Source organism: Mycobacterium shigaense (assembly GCF_002356315.1).
Taxonomy (GTDB): Bacteria; Actinomycetota; Actinomycetes; order Mycobacteriales; family Mycobacteriaceae; genus Mycobacterium; species Mycobacterium shigaense.
Window position 1 is genome coordinate 1,200,537 of record NZ_AP018164.1, and the last position, 20,820, is coordinate 1,221,356.

The following is a 20,820-nucleotide window of genomic DNA, read 5'->3' on the forward strand; positions in this document are numbered from 1 at the left end:
AGTCATCGCTCACCGCAGCCGCATCCCACGCGGGGTGCGGGTGAAGCCGGCCTCGGACAGCGCGGCGGTGACCGGGCCCGGGCCGCCCGCCGACGGCTGCAGGGCCGGCGTCCCGTCGATGCGCTCGACGAGGAGGGATGCGACTCGCCCGGCGGACACCAGCTCGGCCAGCGCGACCGCGGCGGCGTGGTGGGCGGCGGGGTCGGCGGTGAACGTCAACAGCGAGCGGCCGCCGCGCTCGAGGAACCAGGCCAGCTCGCCGTTCACCAGCACGACCAGCGCCCCGGCCTTGCGCCCGGGCCGGGCGCCCTCGGGAGTGGGCCAGGGCAGGGCCGCGCCATAGGGATTGGCCGGGTCGGCGGCGGCCAGCACGACGGCGGAGTATTCCGGCCGCTCCGGATCTTGGAAAGACCCGGGCTCGTCGAGATAGCTGCGCAGGCGGTCGACGGTCGAGGCGACGGCGAACTGCGCGCCGCCCAGTGACTCCACGAAATAGCCGCGCTGGCACCGGCCGGCCTCCTCGAAGGTGCTCAGCACCTTGTACAGCGTGGCGAATCCGCCCGGCACGCCCTCGGCGGTCACCGCGCCCCTGGTGAGCACGCCGTGCCGGTTCAACAGCAGCTCGGCCTGGTAGTGCGCGCGCAGCGTGGAATCCGGCTCGGCGGCCGGCAGGGCCGACCAGCGGCCGGCCACCGTCGCATCGATGCTGCGGTGCTGGGCGTGCGCCACGCTGTAGCGGCTCAGTCGCGGCGGCCGGCGGCCCCGGTGCGCCGGGGCGGAACGCTTGCGGCCGCCGGTGCCGGCGAGCACCGCGCGCACCGGGGCGAAGGTGTCGCCGGTGACCCAGCCGGCCCAGATCAGTTCCCAAAGCGCCTCTTTGAGCGCCGACTCGGAGGGGCCGGGAGCGAGCTGGCGGAAGAAGTACCCGCCGCCGCCGGCCAGCGTGTCCAGGATCGCCCGGTGGGTGTCGGTGAAGTCGATCTCCTCGGGTGCGGTCAGGGTGAGCGGCGCCGTGTCGCTGGCGTGCAGCGTGATCCAGCCGTCGCTGCCCGAGATCGACCCGGCGCCCGACCAGCTGACCTCGCCGGTCGCCAGCAGCTCGTCGAGCATCGCCGGCGAGTAGTCGCGGACCCGCGGGGCCAGCACCAGCGGCTCGAGCGCTGAGGCCGGAATCCGGACCCCGGCCAGCTGGTCGATCACCGACATCAGGCCGTCGGCCCCCGCATAGCCGCCGGTCAGGCCGTGCCAGCCCGGCAGGAAGCGGCCGTAGGCGGCGGTGCTCACCGGCTCGACCTGGGCGCGCAGCGCCGCCAGCGAACGGCGCCGCAGGATGCGCAACACCTCCGCGTCGCACCATTGCTCGCCGCCCGGGCCCCCGGCCGTGTCGCCCCCGGCGACGAAGTCGCCGCGCACCAGCCGCCCTCCCGTAGATCCTGAGCCGGCGAGCCGGCCGAGCACGTCGGCGGTCACCCGCAGGCCCAGGCCGAAGCGGGCCGCGGCCTCGGCGGTGCTGAACGGCGGGTGGGTGCGGGCGTAGCGGCCCAGCAGCTCGCCGAGCGGATCGGCGACCTGCTCGGCGAAGGCGGCCGGGACGCCCACCGGCACCGCCACCCCGACGCCGTCGCGCAGCCGGCCGATGTCCTCGATGGCGACCCACCAGTTGCGACCGGCGAACGACACGGTCAGCGCCCGGCGGGCGGCGCGCAGGCCCTCCAGCCAGCCGCCGACGTCGTCGGCGGCGGCCCGGGCGGCGACCTCGTCCTCGGTCAGCGGGCCCAGCAGCCGCAGCAGATCGGCAACGGCCTCGGCGTCGCGCGCGGCGCGGTCGGCCGACAGGTGCTGCAACTGGCGGCCGGTGGCGGCGACGACGTCCGGGTCGAGCAGCTCACGTAGTTCCACGCGGCCGAGGAGCTCGGCGAGCAGCGTGCTGTCCAACGACAGCGCGGCGGCGCGGCGTTCGGCCAGCGGGGTGTCGCCCTCGTACATGAACGCGCCGACGTAGCCGAACAGCAGCGAGGCCGCGAAGGGGGAGGGCCGGACGGTCTCGACCTCGAGCACCCGGATGCGCCGCGCGGCGATGCCCGACATCAGCTCGACCAGCGCGGGCACGTCGTAGACGTCCTGTAGGCATTCCCGGATGGTTTCCAGCACGACCGGGAAATCGGGGTACCTGCGCGCCACCTCCAGCAGCTGGGCCGCGCGCTGGCGCTGCTGCCACAGCGGCGAGCGGCGGCCGGGCTGGCGGCGCGGCAGCAGCAGGGCGCGGGCCGCGCATTCCCGGAATCGCGAGGCGAACAGCGCCGAGGAGCCCACCTCGGTGGTGACGACGGGATCGATTTCGTCGGCCTCGAAGACGAACAGCTCGGCGCCGGGTGGGTTTTCGTCCAGGGTGTCGGGCAGCCGGACCACGATGCCGTCGTCGGAGGCGGTCGGCTTCTCGTCGATGCCGTAGCGCTCGCGCAGCTGCCGGCTCACCGCCAGCGCGAGCGGGCCGTGCACCCGCAGCCCGTACGGCGAATGCAGGATCACCCGCCAGTCGCCGAGCTCGTCGCGGAACCGCTCGACCAGCAGGGTGGTGTCGGTGGGCACCACCCCGGCCGTGGTCCGCTGCTCGTCCAGCAGCCCCCACAGATTGTCGGTCGCGTAGGCATCGAAACCCAATGCCGCACAACGCTTGTCGAAGTCGCTGCGGGCCAGGCCGGACAGCTCGCCGGTGAACGCACCCAGTGCGGCGCCCAGCTCGGCGGGGCGCCCCGCGTCGTCGCCGCGCCAGAACGGCAGCCGGGCCGGCTGGCCGGGCGCGGGGATCACCAGCACCCGGTCGTGCGTGATCTCGGTGATCCGCCAGCTTGTGGCGCCCAGCGAGATGACATCGCCGGGTCGCGACTCGTAAACCATCTCCTCGTCCAGTTCGCCTACCCGCGAAGGCTTTTCGGAGTCGGTGGCCAGGTACACGGCGAATTGCCCGCGATCGGGGATGGCGCCCCCGGACGTGACGGCCAGCCGTTGCGCGCCGGGCCGTGCGGTCAGCGTGCCGGTGTCGCGGTCGTAGACCAGCCGCGGTCGCAGCTCGGCGAAATCGGTGGACGGGTACTTGCCCGAGAGCAGATCCAGCGTCGCCTCGTACACGCTGCGGGGCAGCGTCGCGAACGGGGCGGCCCGGCGCACCGTGTCGAACCAGCGGTCGGCGTCCAGCGGCTCCAGCGCGGCCGCCGCGACGGTCTGCTGGGCCAGGATGTCGAGCGGGTTGGTGGGCACCCGCATCATCTCGATCTGCCCGCCCAGCATCCGCTGCACGCTGACCGCACACCCGATCAGGTCGGTGCGGTGCTTGGGGAACAGCACCCCCCGGGAGACCTCGCCGACTTGATGGCCGGCCCGCCCGATGCGCTGCAGGCCGCTGGCCACCGACGGCGGCGCCTCCACCTGGATCACCAGATCGACGGCGCCCATGTCGATGCCCAGTTCCAGGCTCGACGTCGCCACCACCGCCTTGAGCAGTCCGCGTTTGAGGTCCTCTTCGACCACGGCGCGTTGTTCCTTGCTGACCGAACCGTGGTGAGCCCGTGCAAGTATCGGGTCGGCGCCCAGGGTCTGGCCGCTCCCCATGAGGTGCGCCGGCGCCCCGCCCGGAACCTTCGGGTTGGCCCCCGTGGGCGTCGAGAGGCCGCTGCGCTCGGCGTGAATCTCGTTGAGCCGTGCCGTAAGTCGCTCGGCCAGCCGCCGGGAGTTGGCGAACACGATGGTCGAGCTGTGCGACTCGATCAGGTCGACCAGCCGCGCCTCGACGTCGGGCCAGATGCTGTTGTTCGCCAAATTGGCCATGTCGGGCACCGGCACGGCCACGGTGAGCTCGAAGGACTTGGACGACGGCGGGGCCACGATGGTTGTCCGAGTCGTCGGGCCCCCGCCGGACAGGAACCGGGCCAGCTCCTCGGGCGGGCGCACGGTCGCCGACAGCCCGATGCGCTGCGCGGGGCGCCCGGCAGAGCAGCCGTGGCGCAGTTCGTCCAGCCGCTCCAGCGACAGGGCCAGGTGCGCGCCGCGCTTGCCGCCGGCGATGGCATGGATCTCGTCGACAATCACCGTCTGGACACCGGCCAGGGTTTCGCGCGCGGCCGAGGTTAGCATCAAGAACAGCGACTCCGGGGTGGTGATCAGGACATCCGGCGGGTGGGCGATCAGCTGGCGGCGGGCCGCGGGCGGGGTGTCACCTGAGCGCACACCGACGCTGATGTCGGGCACGGGCAGGCCGTGCCGCTCGGCGATCCGGGTCAGCCCCGCCAGCGGGGTGCGCAGGTTGCGCTCGACGTCGACCGCCAGCGCCTTGAGCGGTGACACGTACAGCACCCGGGTGCCGCGGGGCCGGTCGGCCTCGGTCGGGCGGGCCAGGCTGTCCAGCGCCCACAGGAACGCCGCCAGCGTCTTGCCCGACCCGGTCGGCGCGATCACCAACGTGTTCTCGCCGTCGGCGATGGCCGCCCAGGCGGCGGCCTGCGCGGTCGTCGGCGCGGCGAAGGTGGTGCCGAACCATTCGCGGGTGATAGCGCTGAACCGGCCCAGCGCATCGGTGCTCACCTAGCCATGGTGCCAACAGACACCGACAAAAGCCGACGAACGAGAGCGGCTACTGCGGTTGGTGGCGAGAGTTCGCCATCGCGTGCGCGAGTTCCGGCGGGATCTCGGGCACGCGGGTGATGGCGTCCAGCAGCGTGTGTGCGCAGGCGTCGGCGAGGCGTTCGGCGCTGGCGGTGGGGTCCATGATGCGCTGGCGGCACAGCTCGAAGGTGAACGCGATCCAGCCGTTGACGATGATCCGCAGATCCCGTTCGACGTCGGGTTCCAGCTTCGCGCCGGGCACCTTGGTGACGACCTCGGCGATGCGCGTCATGATGAGCTCCATCTGACGGATCTTGGCGTCGTCCTCCACCCCCAGCAGAACCGGATCGGACCGACCCAGCCCGACGTAGGCTGCCCAGGCCGCCTCCGGGTTCTGTTCGTGGTAGGCCATGTAGGCCAGCACGCCCATCCGCGCCTCTTCGAACATCGTCAGACCCGTGACCGGCTCTTTGTTCGTGGCCTCGTAGAGCCGGTCGGCCTCGTCCTTGACCACCGCGGCGAAGAACGCGCGTTTGTCCGGGAAGTAGTGATACATCAGGGCCCTAGAGACTCCGGCGCGCTCGGCTATCTCGTCAATGCGGACCTCGTCGTAGGGTCGTTTCCCAAAGACTTCTGCCCCCAATGCGAGCAGCTCCGCGCGCCGATCCTCAGGGGATAAGCGCCTTCTGGCTGTCGGCATGTGAGCGATATTACTCATGTCGATTAAGTCCACCGCCAGCGCGCGTTCATCCGAACTCCACACCCGGGCCGCCGGTAACCCGCCGAATTAATTGACGGCACTGGCAGTTCGGCGCGGCCACGCCGCCGCGGGCCCGGGGGCCCGAGCTTGACATCGGCGATGCCGCAGTCTGATTCGTCCCGGGTTCTTGGGCCGCCGCGGGTTGACCGAACGCCTGCCCGGGTATTCGTATCCGTGCCAAGAATTTCCCGTAACCCGGTAACTAATCCGGCGCAGCGATCGAAAATACAAGTGCAATCAATACCCGGACATGAGGTTCAGCGATGCCGAAAGCGGATGAGCGGTCGCGTGGCGACCGCTTGGGTCACGAGGACGGCGAGGTGCGCGCGGCCATCCGGTTCACGCTGCTGTCGGCGGCCGCGGGCGTCGGTTTCGTCGTCATGGCCGCACTGTGGGTGAGCACCTGCCCGGTCACCGGCGTGGACACGGCGGCGTGCGGTGCGCCGCAGCGGACGTTACTGGCGGCGGGCGGGCCGGTGATTTTATTGGCGGCCGGGCTGTGGGCGTTCCTGCAGACCTACCGGGTGTGGCGGCGCGAAGGAACATGGTGGGGCTGGCACGGTGCGGGCTGGTTCCTGCTGACGCTGACGATCGTGACGGTTTCCATGAGCGTCCCGGAAATTGCCGGGCGCGTGCTGGCCCTTTGAGTTTCGTCGTTCTCCCGTGGAAGTTGCGACCTTCACCAGGAGCAGCCATGGGGCACCTACCGTGACCCCGTCGACCAGCTGTGGACCACGCGTTACCTCGCCGGCGAGTCGCTGATTGACGTAATGCATTGGCCCGGCTAACTGTTCGTGGCGGCCGGGGTGATCGGAGTGTGCGCCAGCCTGGCGGCCTTCGGCATGACCACCGAGCACCCCGATGCGCCCAGGTCGCGACCCTGCAGCTAACCGCGCCACGGGCCGCGAAAAATTAACGGGCAAATGGGTTATTCGCTGCCTTCAGTGGGTATCAGGTGTGAACCATGATGAATGCTGCCCTCATTCGCGCGTCGCGATCAGCCCATCACTACCCGGCGGCGATCATGAACAGCCGGCTCGAACGTAACGTCCAGGGCGCTCTCCAACGCGAGGAGTAGTGTGAGTCAAACATTGCCGGGAGACCATATGACCGATGCGCAACTGCGCGGCAGCAAACGCCAACGAGGGCACCGCGCGGTCGAATTGCACGTTGCCGCGCGCCTGGAGAATTTGGCAATGTTGCGCACGTTGGTCGGCGCGATCGGCACCTTCGAGGACCTTGATTTCGACGCGGTGGCGGACTTGCGGCTCGCGGTGGACGAAGTCTGTACCCGGTTGATCCGGTCGGCGACGCCCGACGCGACCCTGGCCGTTGTCGTCGACCCGCGCGACGAGGTGTTGATCGTGGAGGCCTCCGCGGAATGCGAAACCCACGATGTGGTTTCGCCCGGCAGCTTCAGCTGGCACGTGCTTACGTCGCTGGCCGACGACGTCCAGACCTTCCAAGACGGCCGCGAACCCAATGAAACCGGCAGTGTTTTCGGTATCACGCTGACGGCGCGACGGGCGGCCTCCAGCAGGTGACAGCGCAAGCTGACGGCGGTTCGGGTTCGCGCCCAAATGAATACGCCGACGTTCCGGACATGTTCCGTGAGCTGTCCAGCGTCGACGCCGACTCACCGGAGTTCCAGCGACAGCGGGACAAGATCGTCGAGCGGTGCCTGCCGCTGGCCGATCACATCGCCCGCCGGTTCGAGGGCCGCGGCGAGCCCCGCGACGACCTGGTCCAGGTGGCGCGGGTCGGATTGGTCAATGCCGTAGCGCGTTTCGACGTCGACGCCGGATCGGACTTCGTTTCCTTCGCCGTACCCACGATCATGGGCGAGGTTCGCCGCCACTTCCGTGACAACAGTTGGTCGGTCAAGGTGCCCCGGCGGTTGAAGGAACTGCATCTGCGGCTCGGGGCCGCCACCGCCGATCTGTCGCAACGGCTGGGCCGGGCGCCGACTGCCACCGAGCTGGCCGCCGAACTGGACATGGACCGGGCTGAGGTCGTCGAGGGTCTGGTGGCCGGCAGCTCCTACAACACCCTGTCCATCGACAGCGGTGGCGGCGGTGGCGGCGAGGAAGACGACGCCCGGGCGATCGCCGACACGTTGGGTGACGTGGATGCCAGCCTGGACCGGATCGAGGACCGCGAGTCGCTACGCCCGTTGCTCGAGGGGTTGCCCGAGCGCGAGCGAATGGTGTTGGTGCTCAGGTTCTTTGAGTCGATGACCCAGACTCAAATCGCGGAGCGGGTCGGCATCTCGCAGATGCACGTGTCGCGACTGTTGGCCAAGTCGCTGACGCGGTTACGGGACCAACTGGAGTAGCGGCCGCTGCCGGCCGTCGCTCCGGTGGGCGGCCTGCAACAGCGGCTCGTCGGTTGCCTCGGTGATCGGCAGGGTGCCGTCGGGGTCGCAGACCCGCAACAGTCGCGCGACGGCCGCGCTCGGCACGGTCGCCCACTGCACCTGCTCGGCCGAGCAGGCGACATTGATTCGGTGTAGCGCCGAAAAGCCTGCTGTGCCAATGAATTCCAGGCCGCGCAGGTCGAGGATGACCCGTCCGGCGCGGGCGACATTTCGTTGCACGTAGGTGGCGAGCTGATCGGCGTTGGCGGCGTCGAGCTCACCGTCGGCGGTGATCACGACGCCGGCCGTGTGCAGTTGGACGCTGAACTGAGCGGTGCGGCACCGCTGCCACGATTGGGCCACAGTCATTGCTGACTCCATCCATTGAGGAGGATTCCTGCTGCGGAATACGTCAGCGACGTGCCAAAGGTTCGGAAGAGGGAATTCCGCCTACCCCGTGCGACTCGAGCGTATTCCGGGCGGCTGTGAACTCAACCTATCCGCAACCCTACCCGGGGTGGCCGGGGCCGACAACGTTTGCTGTGAGATCTCTCAGGAACGTTATTTGATCTCGGCGAGCACGGTGCCCTGAGTGATGGCGATGCCGGTCTCCACCGCGAGTCCGGTGATGACACCGTCCTTGTGCGCGGTGACGGGGTTCTCCATCTTCATCGCCTCGAGCACCACCACCAGCTCGCCGACGGCGATCTGCTGGCCCTCTTCGACCGCGACCTTTACCACCGTGCCCTGCATGGGCGCCGTGACCGCGTCGCCGGACGCCGCGGCACCGCCGTGCGCGCCACGCTTGCGGGGCTTGGGCTTCTTGCGGATGACGCCGGCCGCCCCACCATCGAGGCCGCCGCCGGACAGCGCCAGGTCGGCGGGCAGCGCGACCTCGAGCCGGCGGCCGTTGACCTCGACGACCACCTTCTGGCGTGGCTGAGCCTCCTGGTCGTCCAGGGGCTCACCGGCGGTGAAGGGTTCGACGGTGTTGTTCCACTCCGTCTCGATCCAGCGGGTGTGCACCGAGAAGCTGTCACCGTCGCCGATGAACGCGGGGTCGGACACCACGGCGCGGTGGAACGGGATGACGGTGGCCAGGCCCTCGACGTGGAATTCGTCCAGCGCGCGCCGCGAGCGCGCCAGTGCCTCCTCGCGGGTGGCGCCGTACACGATCAGCTTGGAAAGCATCGAGTCGAACTGCCCGCCGATCACCGAGCCCGCCTCGACGCCGGAGTCCACCCGGACGCCGGGGCCGGTGGGGATGTCGTAGCGGGTGACCGGGCCGGGCGCGGGCAGGAAACCGCGGCCGGCGTCCTCGCCGTTGATCCGGAACTCGATGGCGTGGCCGCGCGGCGTCGGGTCCTCGGTGATGTCCAGCTTCTCGCCGTTGGCGATCTTGAACTGCTGCAGCACCAGGTCGATGCCGGCGGTCTCCTCGGTGACCGGGTGCTCGACCTGCAGCCGGGTGTTGACCTCGAGGAAGGAGATCAGGCCGTCCTGGCCCACCAGGTACTCGACCGTGCCCGCGCCATAGTAGTGCGCCTCCTTACAGATGCGCTTGGCCGACTCGTGGATCTCCTTGCGCTGCGCGTCGGTCAGGAACGGCGCCGGAGCCTCCTCGACCAGCTTCTGGAACCGGCGCTGCAGCGAGCAGTCGCGGGTACCGGCGACGACGACGTTGCCGTGCGTGTCGGCGATCACCTGGGCCTCGACGTGGCGTGGCTTGTCCAGGTAGCGCTCGACGAAGCACTCACCGCGACCGAACGCCGCGACGGCCTCCCGGGTGGCCGACTCGAACAGCTCGGGGATCTCCTCGATACTGCGGGCCACCTTCATGCCGCGGCCGCCGCCGCCGAACGCCGCCTTGATCGCGATCGGGACGCCGTACTCCTTGGCGAAGGCCACCACCTCGTCGGCGTCCTTGACCGGGTCCGGGGTGCCGGGCACCAGCGGTGCCTGCGCGCGGGCGGCGATGTGGCGGGCGGTGACCTTGTCGCCGAGGTCGCGGATCGACTGCGGGCTAGGCCCGATCCAGATCAGGCCGGCGTCGAGGACCGCCTGGGCGAAGTCGGCGTTCTCTGACAGGAAGCCGTAGCCCGGGTGGATGGCGTTGGCACCGGATTTCGCGGCGGCGTCGAGGATCTTGCCGAAGTCCAGGTAGGACTCGGCGGACGTCTGGCCGCCCAACGCGAACGCCTCGTCGGCCAGCCGCACGTGGGGCGCGTCCGCGTCCGGCTCGGCGTACACCGCCACGCTGGACAGGCCCGCGTCGCGGGCCGCCCGGATCACCCGGACAGCGATTTCGCCGCGGTTGGCGACGAGCACCTTGGAGATCCTTGAGCTGGCGTGACTGGCCACTGCGCCTCCTGTTTGGCCTATCGGCAGATTGTCTACGTGCGTCTCTAAGAGAGTTTCTTACACTGAACCGGAAGTCTAAGCGGCGCGCCGCCGGGCCGATGAGGCGGTGCCGCAATTCGGGGGTTACTCAGCAGTAGCTCGCAATCGGCGTTTGATGCGAGCCAGCATCGCCGACATGCCCCGGAGCCGCAGCGGGCTGATCAACGCGGCCAGGCCCAGCTCGGTGTAGAAGTCCTCGGGCACCGCCAGGATGTCGGCGGCCGGCTGGTTGTCGAGCCCGGCGGCCAGGATCGAGGCGAATCCGCGGGTGGTCGGGGCCTCGGCGGGCGCGCTGAAATGCAGCCGCACCCGGTTCGGGTCGTGCGCATCGACGTGCAGGAACAGCGGTGACTGGCACTCGGGCACCGGTTCCATCGCCGCCTCATCGAGTTCCGGGGGTAACCCGGGCAGCTCGTCGGCGAACTCCAGGAGCAGCTTCAGCTTGTCCTGCCCCTGCACTTCGGCGAAGTCGGACACCACTTCGGCCAGGGGTGCGGGCATGCTCATGCGCGGGTCCTCAGGCGGGCACGGCGCCGGGGCTTTCGCCCGCGACGATCGGGACCCGCACGGTGTTGCCCCACTCGGTCCAGGATCCGTCGTAGTTGCGCACCCCGGCCTTGCCGAGCAGGTGCGTCAGCACGAACCAGGTGTGGCTGGAGCGCTCCCCGATGCGGCAGTAGACGACGGTCTTGTCGTCGGGCTGCAGAAAGCCGTAGAGCTCCTCGAGCTCCTCGCGGCTGCGGAACCGGCCGTTCTCGTCGACCGCCTTGCCCCACGGGATCGACCGGGCGGTGGGGATGTGGCCGGCGCGCAGCGCGCCCTCCTCGGGATAGTCGGGCATGTGGGTGCGCTTGCCGGTGTACTCGTCGGGCGAGCGGACATCGATCAGCGGCTGGCTGCCCAGGACCGCCAGCACGTCGTCCTTGTAGGCACGGATCGGTGCGTCGTTGCGCGTCACGACGGGATAGCCGGACGACGTCCGCGTCGGGACCTCCAGGCTGGTGTCGCGGCGCTCGGCCAACCACAGGTCGCGCCCGCCGTTGAGCAGCCGCACGTCGGGGTGACCGAACAGGGTGAACACCCACAGTGCGTAGGCCGCCCACCAGTTGCTCTTGTCGCCGTAGATGACCACGGTGTCCTCGCGGGCGATGCCTTTGCGGTCCATCAATTCGGCGAATTGCTCGCCGTCGATGTAGTCGCGGACCCGGGGGTCGTTGAGGTCGGTGTGCCAGTCGATCTTGACCGCGCCGGGGATGTGGCCGACGTCGTAGAGCAGCACGTCCTCGTCGGATTCGACAATCGCCAGCCCGGGCGAACCCAGGTGGCCGGATAACCAGTCGGCGGTGACCAATCGCTCCGGGTGGGCGTAGGCGGTCAACGTGGGGCTCGGATCGGGTGGCAGCGGCACGAAACCGAGCCTACTCACCTATTGCGGAAACGAATTGTCCGCCCACAGTGCGGCAATGGACAGGCCGGCACCGCGCAGCAGCGAACGTGTCAGGGGCAACCCGATGCCCACCACGGCCGACGGGTCGCCGTCGACGCCGTCGATGAACCAGCCGCCCAGCCCGTCGAGGGTGAAGCCGCCGGCGACCCGCAGCGACTCTCCGGAATCCAGGTAGGCCTCGAGGTCCTCGGCGTCGGGAGTTCCGAAATGCACTGTGGTGGTGGATGTTTGCGTGGATGTGTGAGTAATCTCGTTGTCTTGCAATCGGATAACGCAGTGCCCGGTGTGCAGCTGGGCGCTCTTGCCGGCCATCGAGTGCCAGAGTTCGCGTGCGGCGTCGACGGATGGCGGCTTGCCGCACAGCTGTCCGTCCAGGTGGAGCATCGAATCGCAGCCGATGACAACGCAATCGGCCGCGACGCCGTCGTCGAGCCGGCTCGCCACGTCACGCGCCTTGGCCTGCGCCAGCGCGCACACGACGTCGCCCGGCGACGCCTGGGAGCCCAGGCTCGCGGCGATGCGGTCCTCGTCGACACCGGAGACCACGACCAAGGGATCGACACCGGCCTGGCGCAGCACCTTGCGGCGACCCGGTGAGGCCGACCCGAGGACCAGCCGGGTCACCGTCGCTTCATGTGCGTGATCTGTTGCAGCGTGAGTCGCTGATAGTTGGACATCGCGAAACGCAACTTGTCGACCGGAAGTCCCCAGCGGGTGTTCTCGGCCGGCGGCTGCGGGGGCGTGCCGCCCGCGCAGCCGAGCACGGTGATCAGCGCGGCCAGCTCCGCGTCGGTGGGCTCGCCCTTGAGGATCTGGATGCGCGGCTGGGGCGCTTCGGCGGCCTGAGTCTCGTCACTCACTTCGTTCGTTCCGCTCACTCGACTCACAGCGGGATGTTCCCGTGCTTCTTCGGCGGCAGGTGGGAGATCTTGCGTTCCAGCAGACGCAGCGCGGTCGCGATGTAACCGCGGGTGTGCGAGGGCGGGATCACCGCGTCCACGTAACCGCGCTCGGCGGCGACGTAGGGGTTGACCAACGTGTCCTCGTACTCCTGCTGCAGCTGCAGCCGCAGCTCGTCGACGTCCTTGCCCTCCTTGGCGGCCTCCTTGAGCTGCTGGCGGTAGACGAATCCGACCGCCCCGGAGGCGCCCATGACCGCGATCTGGGCGGTCGGCCAGGCGATGTTGACGTCGCAGCCCATGTCCTTGGAACCCATGACGCAGTAGGCGCCGCCATAGGCCTTGCGGGTGATGACGGTGATCTTCGGGACGGTGGCCTCGCCGTAGGCGAACAGCAGCTTGGCGCCGCGCCGGATGATGCCGTTGTATTCCTGGCCGGTGCCCGGCAGGAAGCCCGGGACGTCCACCAGCATGATGATCGGGATGTTGAAGCAGTCGCAGGTCCGGACGAACCGGGCCGCCTTCTCCGAGGCGTTGATGTCCAGGCAGCCGGCAAACTGGGTGGGCTGGTTGGCCACGATCCCGACCGGCCGGCCCTCGATGCGGCCGAACCCGACGACGATGTTCTGCGCGTAGCCGTTCTGGATCTCCAGGAACTCGTCGTCGTCCAGGATCCGGGTGATGACCTCATGCATGTCGTAGGGCTGGTTCGGCGAGTCCGGAATCAGCGTGTCCAACTCGAGGTCTTCGTCGGTGAGGTTGTCCTCGATGGCTCCTTCGGGATGCGGCTCGGCGTAGCGCGGCGCGTCGGTGAAGTTGTTCGGGGGCAGGTAGCCCAGCAGGTCCCGAACCCAGTCGAAGGCGTCCTGCTCGCCGGAGGCGACGTAGTGCAGCGTGCCCGACTTGGCCATGTGGGTGTGCGCGCCGCCGAGCTCCTCCATCGTGACGTCCTCGCCGGTGACGGTCTTGATGACGTCCGGGCCGGTGATGAACATCTGGCTGGTCTGGTCGACCATGATCACGAAGTCGGTCAGCGCGGGGGAGTAGACGTGCCCGCCGGCGGCGGCGCCCATGATCAGCGAGATCTGCGGGATGACGCCGGAGGCCAGGATGTTGTTGCGGAAGATGCGGCTGTAGAGGCCCAGCGAGACGACACCCTCCTGGATGCGGGCGCCGGCGCCGTCGTTGATGCCGATCAGCGGGCGGCCGGTCTTGATGGCCAGCTCCTGGATCTTGACGATCTTTTCGCCGTACACCTCGCCCAGGCTGCCGCCGAACACGGTGGCGTCCTGGCTGAAGATGCACACGTCGCGGCCGTCGATGGTGCCGTAGCCGGTGATCACGCCGTCGCCGAGCGGGCGGTTGTGCTCCAGGCCGAAGTTCTTGCTGCGGTGCTTGGCCAGCGCGTCGAGCTCTACGAACGAGTCGTCGTCGAGCAGCGCGAGGATGCGCTCGCGGGCGGTCAGTTTGCCCTTGGCATGCACCTTCTCGACCGCTTCTTCGCCGACCGGGTGCAGTGCCTCTTCCCGGCGCTTGTGCAGCTCGGCCAGCTTGCCCGCGGTGGTGTGGATGTCGATGGTGTGCTCGGCAGCGGGTTCCGCAGTGTGGTCGGTAACGCTCGTCATGGATGTCGAGCTTAGCGGCGCAGCTAGTCTCAGCTGAGTATGGGCACGGTGGAGTGGGGCGAAGAGTGCGACGTGCTGGTCGCGGGGTCGGGCGGCGGCGGCGTCACCGGGGCATACACCGCGGCGCGCGAGGGCCTGGAGGTGCTGCTGGTCGAGGCCACCGACAAATTCGGGGGCACCACCGCGTACTCCGGTGGGGGTGGCGTCTGGTTCCCGTGCAATCCGGTGTTGATCCGCGCCGGCAATTGGGGTGGTGTCGAGGACACCATCGAGGACGCGCTCACCTATTACCGCGCCGTGGTCGGCGACCGAACCCCCCGCGAGCTGCAGGAGACCTTCGTGCGCGGCGGCGCGCCGCTGATCGAGTACCTGGAGGCCGACTCCGCGCTGAAATTCGTGCCGTTGCCCTGGCCCGACTACTACGGCAAGGCACCCAAGGCGCGGGTGGACGGTCAGCGCCACATCGCCGCAAAGCCGTTGGCGGTCGCCGCCGCGCCGGAGCTGCGCGACGCGATCCGCGGGCCGCTGGACACCGACCGGCTCGGCGTGCCGCCGCCGGCCGACTACTTTCTCGGGGGCCGCGCGCTGATCGCGCGGTTCCTCAAGGCCATCGGGCAGTACCCGAACGTGGCGCTGCGGCGCAACACGGCGCTGGTCGACCTCGTGCTGACCGACGGCCGCGTCGCCGGCGCGATCGTCGAGACCGACGGCCAACGACGCGCCATCCGCACCCGCCGGGGAGTGCTGCTGGCCGCCGGCGGCTTCGAGAACAACGACGAGCTGCGCCGCGAGTTCGGGGTGCCGGGCGTGGCGCGAGACACCATGGGCGGACCGGGAAGTCGCGGTCTGGCGCTGCAGGCCGGCATCGCCGCGGGCGCGGACACCGATCTGCTGGACCAGGCCTGGTGGTCGCCGGGCATGACGCATCCCGACGGCCGTTCGGCGTTCGCGCTGTGGTTCACCGGCGGCATCTTCGTCAACCAGGACGGCAAGCGATTCGTCAACGAGTCCCGGGCCTACGACCGGGCCGGCCGCGAGATCATCGCGCAGCTGGCCGACGGCTTGATCACGTTGCCGTACTGGATGATCTACGACGACTCCGACGGCGAGGTGCCGCCGGTGAAGGCGGCCAACGTCAGCATCGTCGAGACCGAGAAGTATGTCGCCGCCGGCCTGTGGCACACCGCGGACACCCTGGAAGGGTTGGGCGACAAGATCGGGGTGCCGGGTCCGCAACTGGCCGCAACGGTGTTGCGATTCAACGGCTTTGCGGCCTCCGGCGTCGACGAGGACTTCGGCCGCGGCGACGAGGCCTTCGATCGCGCCTTCTCCGGCGGTGCCTCGCCGCTGGTGGCGATCGACACGCCGCCGTATCACGCGGCCGCGTTCGGGATCTCCGATCTGGGCACCAAGGGCGGCCTGCGCACCGACACCGCGGCGCGGGTGCTCGACATGTCCGGAAATCCCATTCCCGGGCTGTACGCGGCGGGCAACACGATGGCCGCGCCCAGCGGCACAGCGTATCCCGGCGGCGGCAATCCGATCGGAACCAGCATGTTGTTCAGCCACTTGGCCGTCTTGGACATGAAAGACATGCTTGGCAGATGACCGACTCCGACCAACTCGGCGCGCCACTGGACGCCGCCGCGCTGCGCGCCGAGCTGATCGGCACCGGATTGGGCTGGCGACAGCTCGACGTGGTCGAGCAAACCGGTTCCACCAACGCCGATTTGCTGGCCCGCGCGGCCGCCGGTGACGACGTCGCCGGAGCGGTGCTCATCGCCGAGGATCAGACCGCGGGTCGCGGGCGGCACGGCCGCGCCTGGTCGGCAACGCCGCGGGCGCAGATCACCATGTCGGTCGGGGTGAGCGTCGTCGACGTCCCGACCGAGGGCTGGGGCTGGCTGTCGCTGGCGACCGGGGTGGCCGTCGTCGACGCGTTGGCCCCGCTGCTGGATCCGATCGGTGTGGCGGCCGGCCTGAAATGGCCCAACGACGTGCTGGCCGGGCCGGCGGATTCCCGCGCCAAGCTGGCCGGCATCCTCGCCGAGGTCACCCGGCCGGTCGTGGTAATCGGCTTGGGGCTCAACGTGTTCGGGGCGCCCGCCGGCCTCGAGGGTGCGACTTCGCTGTTGGACCTGGGGGTCGCGGCCCCGGACCGCACGCAGCTGGTCGGCCGGCTGTTGCGCGAGCTCGGGAGGCGCTTCCTCGGCTGGCGCGCGGCGCGCGGCGCGGACTGGCAGCTGGCGGCCGACTACCGGGCGCGCAGCCTGACCATCGGCGCCCGGGTGCGCGCCCAGCTGCCGGGCGGCAAGGAAGTCGTCGGAACGGCGACCGCCGTCGACGACCAGGGCAGGTTATGCCTGCAGACCGGCGCCGAAGCCGTCGTGGTTTCCGCAGGTGACGTCATTCATCTGCGGGGCTAGTGTCTCGACCATGGGCTATCCGGATAACGCGTTGGCCGCCGGCGAGCAGGTTGTCATTCACCGCCATCCGCACTGGAAGCGGCTGATCTGGCCGGTCGTGGTGTTCGTCCTGGCGACGGGGCTGGCGGCGTTCGGGTCCGGCTACGTCAACTCCACGCACTGGGAGCAGATAGCGAAGAACATCTTGCACGGCGTCATCTGGGCGGTGTGGTTGGTGATCGTCGGCTGGCTGACGCTGTGGCCGTTTTTGACCTGGCTGACCACCCATTTCGTGGTCACCAATCGGCGGGTGATGTTCCGGCACGGGGTGCTGACCCGCAGCGGCATCGACATCCCGCTGGCGCGCATCAACAGCGTGGAATTCCGGGACAGGCTGACCGAACGGCCGTTTCGGACCGGGACGCTGATTATCGAATCGGCGTCACAGGATCCGTTGGAGTTCTACGACATTCCGCGACTGCGCGACGTGCACTCGCTGCTGTATCACGAAGTCTTCGACACCCTGGGTTCCGAGGAATCGCCGAGCTGATTCGACCGGCTCGCGCGGTTGCGCCAGGCGCGCAGCAGCGTGACGTTCCCACTGAGCGAGCCACCCTCGAGCTCGTCCTCGAAGACCTCGGCGATGCCGCCGGCGGTGAGTGCGGTCTCCGCGGATTCCAGGGCCCTCTCGGGGTTGCGGGCGAACTGGTCGGGAAACACCCAGCGCCGGAAAGCCCAGAACCGGAAGGCCATCTGCAGCAGGTTGCCGATGACGTAGGCGGAGATGAAGTCCGCGATGTTCTCGACCGTCAGCGACACCATCGGCACCCGCAGCCCGAAGACGTAGCTGGAAATCCACAGCGGCGCCATGGACAGCAGCACGCCCACCCCGCTGAAGGCGAAGAACAGCAGCGCCTCGTGATGGCGCTCGCGGCCGCCCCGGTCGCGGAAACTCCACTCCCGGTTCAGCACGTAGGACGCGATGACCGCGACGATGCCCGCGACGACCTTGGCTGTCACCGGCTTGGGCTCGAGAATGGTCAGCTTCAGCGTGTAGAAAATTGCCGAGTCGATGACAAATGTGGTGCCGCCGACGATGGCGAATTTGATGAATTCGTGATGGCGCTGCGCAAAGGGCTGAAGAAACCCGGGCAAACGCGCGATCGTGGCATCGGCGAAGGACACAACAGGTGAGTGTACGGACGGACGCGAAAACGACGCAAAATGGTACGGAACAATTCCGTGTCATCGCCGGTCAACACGCCATGACACGATGATGGCCGTGCCGAGTACACGCAGCCCTTCCGCAGCTCCGTTGGTCGCGATGGTCGGGGGTGGCCAGCTCGCCCGGATGACGCACCAAGCGGCGATCGCGCTCGGGCAGTCGCTGCGGGTGCTGGCGACGTCGGCCGACGACTCCGCCGCGCAGGTGGCGCCCGACGTGGTGATCGGCTCGCACACGGAGCTGGAGGACCTGCGCCGGGTCGCGGCCGGGGCCGCCGCGCTGACCTTCGATCACGAGCACGTCCCCAGCCAGCTGCTGGAGAAGCTGGCCGCCGAGGGCGTCAACGTCGCCCCGCCGCCGGAGGCGCTGGTGCACGCCCAGGACAAGCTCGTGATGCGGCGTCGGCTCGAGGCGCTGGGCGCCCCGGTGCCGCGCTACGCCGGCATCGACAGCCTCGACGAACTCGACGCGTTCGCCGCGCGGGTGGGCGGCCCGGTGGTCGTCAAAGCGGTCCGCGGGGGTTACGACGGGCGCGGGGTGCGGATGGCCCGCGACCCGTCGCACGCCCGCGAGATCGCGGCCGCCTTCCTGGCCGACGGGGTGCCGGTGCTGGCCGAGGAGCAGGTGGACCTGCACCGCGAGCTGTCGGCGCTGGTGGCGCGCTCGCCCTTCGGCCAGGGCGCGGCCTGGCCGGTCGTCGAGACCGTGCAGGCCGACGGGATCTGCGTGCAGGTCGTCGCGCCGGCGCCGGACCTGGCCCCGGAGTCGGCGGCGACCGCCCAGCAACTCGCGCTGCGCCTGGCCGCCGAGCTCGGCGTGGTCGGCGTGCTCGCGGTCGAGCTGTTCGAGACGCCCGACGGCGCTCTGCTGGTCAACGAGTTGGCGATGCGGCCGCACAACTCCGGGCACTGGACCATGGACGGGGCCCGCACCAGCCAGTTCGAGCAGCATCTGCGGGCGGTGCTGGATTACCCGCTGGGCGACACCGACGCCATCGTGCCGGTGACGGTCATGGCCAACGTGCTCGGTGCCGCGCACGAGCCGCAGATGACGCTCGACGAGCGGCTGCACCATCTGTACGCGCGGATGCCCGACGCCCGGGTCCACCTCTACGGCAAGGCCGAACGTCCCGGTCGCAAAATCGGACACATCAACATCCTGGGCACCGCCTGCGATGCGGAGAACATCGCGAAGCTGCGTGAGCGCGGCGCGCTGGCGGCACACTGGTTGGCACACGGGCAGTGGACGGACGGATGGGATCCGCATGCCGGCGACGATGCAGAGCGAAGCGATGAGGAGGAGCGGCATTGACGACGGCGAGTAGACCGCCTCGCGTCGGGGTGATCATGGGCAGCGACAGCGACTGGTCGGTCATGGCCGACGCGGCCGCGGCGCTGGCCGAGTTCGACATCCCGGCCGAGGTCCGGGTGGTCTCGGCGCATCGCACCCCTGCCGCGATGTTCGACTACGCGCGCGGCGCGGCCGACCGTGGTCTCGAGGTGATCATCGCCGGGGCCGGCGGCGCGGCGCACCTGCCCGGCATGGTCGCGTCGGCGACGCCGCTGCCGGTGATCGGCGTCCCGGTGCCGCTGGGCCGGCTGGACGGGCTGGACTCGTTGCTTTCGATCGTGCAGATGCCCGCCGGTGTTCCGGTGGCCACTGTGTCGATCGGCGGCGGGCGCAACGCCGGCCTGCTGGCCGTGCGGGTGCTGGCGGCGTCCGACGCCGCGCTTCGGGCCCGGGTCGTCGCCTTCCAAGACGAGCTCGCGGACAGCGTGCGGGCCAAGGATGCGGCACTGCAGGAGCGCCAGGGTAAAGTTACCGGCGAGTAACGCCAAGATCAGGAGGCTCGCGAGATGGCCAGATGGGCCGGAAACCCCACGTTTGATGTGTTCAAGTTGCCCGAGGAACACGACGAGTTGCGGGCGGCGATACGGGCGCTGGCGGAAAAGGAGATCGCTCCTTACGCGGCCGACTGCGACGAGAACTCGCGGTTCCCGCAGGAGGCGCTGGACGCGCTGAACGCGTCGGGCTTCAATGCGGTCCACGTGCCCGAGGAGTACGGCGGCCAGGGCGCGGACTCCGTGGCGGCGTGCATCGTCATCGAAGAGGTCGCCCGCGTCGACGCGTCTGCGTCGTTGATCCCGGCCGTGAACAAGCTGGGCACCATGGGCCTGATCCTGCGCGGCTCCGAGGAGCTGAAGAAGCAGGTGCTGCCCTCGATCGCCGACGGCACCGCGATGGCGTCCTACGCGCTGTCCGAGCGGGAGGCCGGCAGCGACGCGGCGGCGATGAAGACCCGCGCCAAGGCCGACGGCGACGACTGGATCCTCAACGGCGCCAAGTGCTGGATCACCAACGGCGGCAAGTCGAGCTGGTACACCGTGATGGCGGTGACCGACCCGGACAAGGGTGCCAACGGCATCTCGTCGTTCATGGTGCATATCGACGATGAGGGCTTCACCGTCGGCCCGAAGGAACGCAAGCTCGGCATCAAGGGTTCGCCCACCACCGAGCTGTATTTCGAGAACTGTCGCATCCCCGGCGACCGGATCGTTGGTGAGCCCGGCACCGGTTTCAAGACCGCGCTGGCCACGCTGGACCACACCCGCCCGACCATCGGGGCGCAAGCGGTGGGCATCGCCCAGGGCGCGCTGGACGCCGCGATCGCCTACACCAAGGACCGCAAGCAGTTCGCGCAGTCGATCAGCAGCTTCCAGGGCGTGCAGTTCATGCTGGCCGACATGGCGATGAAGGTGGAGGCGGCGCGGCTGATGGTCTACAGCGCGGCGGCCCGCGCCGAGCGCGGCGAGGGCAATCTGGGCTTCATCTCGGCGGCGTCGAAGTGCTTCGCCTCCGACGTCGCGATGGAGGTCACCACCGACGCCGTGCAACTGTTCGGCGGCGCCGGCTACACGGTCGACTTCCCGGTCGAGCGGATGATGCGCGATGCCAAGATCACCCAGATCTACGAGGGCACCAATCAGATTCAGCGTGTGGTGATGTCGCGCGCCCTGCTGCGCTGAAGGTAGCTTGGTCCACACCGGGTGGCAAAACAGGCTGACCGCCCCTTTAAGATCGTCCTTTGCATGGGAGGTCGAGCA

At 69.4% G+C, this 20,820-nt stretch carries 19 protein-coding genes; 9 read left to right on the plus strand and 10 right to left on the minus strand.

Going from position 1 to position 20,820, the window contains the following annotated elements; translation table 11 throughout:
- Positions 1–9: 9 nt before the first annotated feature.
- Entirely contained in the window at positions 10–4,578 is a 4,569-nt protein-coding gene (locus tag MSG_RS05645) for an ATP-dependent helicase (RefSeq protein WP_096437815.1), read from the minus strand.
- A 49-nt stretch (positions 4,579–4,627) separates the two neighbouring features.
- Entirely contained in the window at positions 4,628–5,299 is a 672-nt protein-coding gene (locus MSG_RS05650; RefSeq protein WP_096437817.1) for a TetR/AcrR family transcriptional regulator, read from the minus strand.
- Between the two features lie 323 nt (positions 5,300–5,622).
- Here MSG_RS05650 and MSG_RS05655 point away from each other — a divergent pair, with 323 nt between their 5' ends.
- From MSG_RS05655 to MSG_RS05665, 3 genes are all read left to right on the plus strand, one after another.
- The gene (locus MSG_RS05655) at positions 5,623–6,006 is read left to right on the plus strand and encodes a hypothetical protein (RefSeq protein WP_096437819.1); all 384 of its coding nucleotides are present in this window, start codon (positions 5,623–5,625) and stop codon (positions 6,004–6,006) included.
- A gap of 459 nt (positions 6,007–6,465) precedes the next feature.
- The gene (locus MSG_RS05660) at positions 6,466–6,903 is read left to right on the plus strand and encodes an anti-sigma factor (protein ID WP_096437821.1); all 438 of its coding nucleotides are present in this window, start codon (positions 6,466–6,468) and stop codon (positions 6,901–6,903) included.
- The gene (locus tag MSG_RS05665; RefSeq protein ID WP_096437823.1) at positions 6,900–7,694 is read left to right on the plus strand and encodes an RNA polymerase sigma factor SigF; all 795 of its coding nucleotides are present in this window, start codon (positions 6,900–6,902) and stop codon (positions 7,692–7,694) included. The genes MSG_RS05660 and MSG_RS05665 overlap by 4 nt, the downstream gene beginning before the upstream one ends.
- On the opposite strand, the gene MSG_RS05670 is transcribed toward MSG_RS05665, so the two are convergent.
- The 7 genes from MSG_RS05670 to MSG_RS05700 all read right to left on the minus strand — a co-directional run bounded on the left by MSG_RS05670 (position 7,674) and on the right by MSG_RS05700 (position 14,086).
- On the minus strand, positions 7,674–8,096 hold the full coding sequence (locus MSG_RS05670; RefSeq protein ID WP_096437825.1) for an STAS domain-containing protein: 423 nt from the start codon (positions 8,094–8,096) through the stop codon (positions 7,674–7,676). The genes MSG_RS05665 and MSG_RS05670 overlap by 21 nt on opposite strands.
- A 180-nt stretch (positions 8,097–8,276) precedes the next feature.
- Positions 8,277–10,076, minus strand: a complete 1,800-nt coding sequence (locus MSG_RS05675; protein ID WP_096437827.1) for an acetyl/propionyl/methylcrotonyl-CoA carboxylase subunit alpha — start codon at positions 10,074–10,076, stop codon at positions 8,277–8,279.
- A gap of 123 nt (positions 10,077–10,199) precedes the next feature.
- Positions 10,200–10,622, minus strand: coding sequence for a SufE family protein (locus MSG_RS05680; RefSeq protein WP_096437829.1), 423 nt, complete (start codon positions 10,620–10,622; stop codon positions 10,200–10,202).
- 10 nt (positions 10,623–10,632) lie between these two features.
- The gene (locus MSG_RS05685; protein ID WP_096437831.1) at positions 10,633–11,523 is read right to left on the minus strand and encodes a sulfurtransferase; all 891 of its coding nucleotides are present in this window, start codon (positions 11,521–11,523) and stop codon (positions 10,633–10,635) included.
- An 18-nt stretch (positions 11,524–11,541) separates the two neighbouring features.
- Positions 11,542–12,186, minus strand: coding sequence for a Maf family protein (locus MSG_RS05690; protein ID WP_096437833.1), 645 nt, complete (start codon positions 12,184–12,186; stop codon positions 11,542–11,544).
- Positions 12,183–12,422, minus strand: a complete 240-nt coding sequence (locus tag MSG_RS05695; RefSeq protein ID WP_232011168.1) for an acyl-CoA carboxylase subunit epsilon — start codon at positions 12,420–12,422, stop codon at positions 12,183–12,185. Before MSG_RS05695 ends, MSG_RS05690 begins: the two co-directional genes overlap by 4 nt.
- Positions 12,423–12,445: 23 nt before the next feature.
- Positions 12,446–14,086 (minus strand): acyl-CoA carboxylase subunit beta, encoded by a 1,641-nt coding sequence (locus MSG_RS05700; RefSeq protein ID WP_096437837.1) that lies wholly within the window; start codon positions 14,084–14,086, stop codon positions 12,446–12,448.
- A gap of 39 nt (positions 14,087–14,125) precedes the next feature.
- Between MSG_RS05700 and MSG_RS05705 the strand changes: the two genes are divergently transcribed.
- From MSG_RS05705 to MSG_RS05715, 3 genes are read left to right on the plus strand one after another with little or no spacing between them, the layout of a single operon-like run.
- Complete coding sequence (locus MSG_RS05705; protein WP_096437839.1) at positions 14,126–15,694, plus strand: FAD-binding protein; 1,569 nt, start codon at positions 14,126–14,128, stop codon at positions 15,692–15,694.
- Positions 15,691–16,512, plus strand: a complete 822-nt coding sequence (locus MSG_RS05710) for a biotin--[acetyl-CoA-carboxylase] ligase (RefSeq protein ID WP_096437841.1) — start codon at positions 15,691–15,693, stop codon at positions 16,510–16,512. The genes MSG_RS05705 and MSG_RS05710 overlap by 4 nt, the downstream gene beginning before the upstream one ends.
- Before the next feature lie 10 nt (positions 16,513–16,522).
- Entirely contained in the window at positions 16,523–17,041 is a 519-nt protein-coding gene (locus tag MSG_RS05715; protein ID WP_096437843.1) for a PH domain-containing protein, read from the plus strand.
- On the opposite strand, the gene MSG_RS05720 is transcribed toward MSG_RS05715, so the two are convergent.
- Positions 16,996–17,676, minus strand: a complete 681-nt coding sequence (locus tag MSG_RS05720) for a GtrA family protein (protein WP_096437845.1) — start codon at positions 17,674–17,676, stop codon at positions 16,996–16,998. The two genes, MSG_RS05715 and MSG_RS05720, sit on opposite strands and share 46 nt — an antisense overlap.
- 88 nt (positions 17,677–17,764) lie before the next feature.
- Here MSG_RS05720 and MSG_RS05725 point away from each other — a divergent pair, with 88 nt between their 5' ends.
- The 3 genes from MSG_RS05725 to MSG_RS05735 are packed head-to-tail and all read left to right on the plus strand — an operon-like array spanning position 17,765 to position 20,742.
- Positions 17,765–19,027: a 5-(carboxyamino)imidazole ribonucleotide synthase gene (locus MSG_RS05725; RefSeq protein ID WP_096437847.1), complete on the plus strand. Its 1,263-nt coding sequence runs from the start codon at positions 17,765–17,767 to the stop codon at positions 19,025–19,027.
- A complete protein-coding gene (gene purE / locus MSG_RS05730) occupies positions 19,024–19,548 on the plus strand; it encodes a 5-(carboxyamino)imidazole ribonucleotide mutase (protein ID WP_258173936.1) in 525 nt (174 codons plus the stop codon). The genes MSG_RS05725 and purE overlap by 4 nt, the downstream gene beginning before the upstream one ends.
- Positions 19,549–19,572: 24 nt before the next feature.
- Complete coding sequence (locus MSG_RS05735; protein ID WP_096437849.1) at positions 19,573–20,742, plus strand: acyl-CoA dehydrogenase; 1,170 nt, start codon at positions 19,573–19,575, stop codon at positions 20,740–20,742.
- The last annotated feature ends 78 nt before the right edge of the window (positions 20,743–20,820 follow it).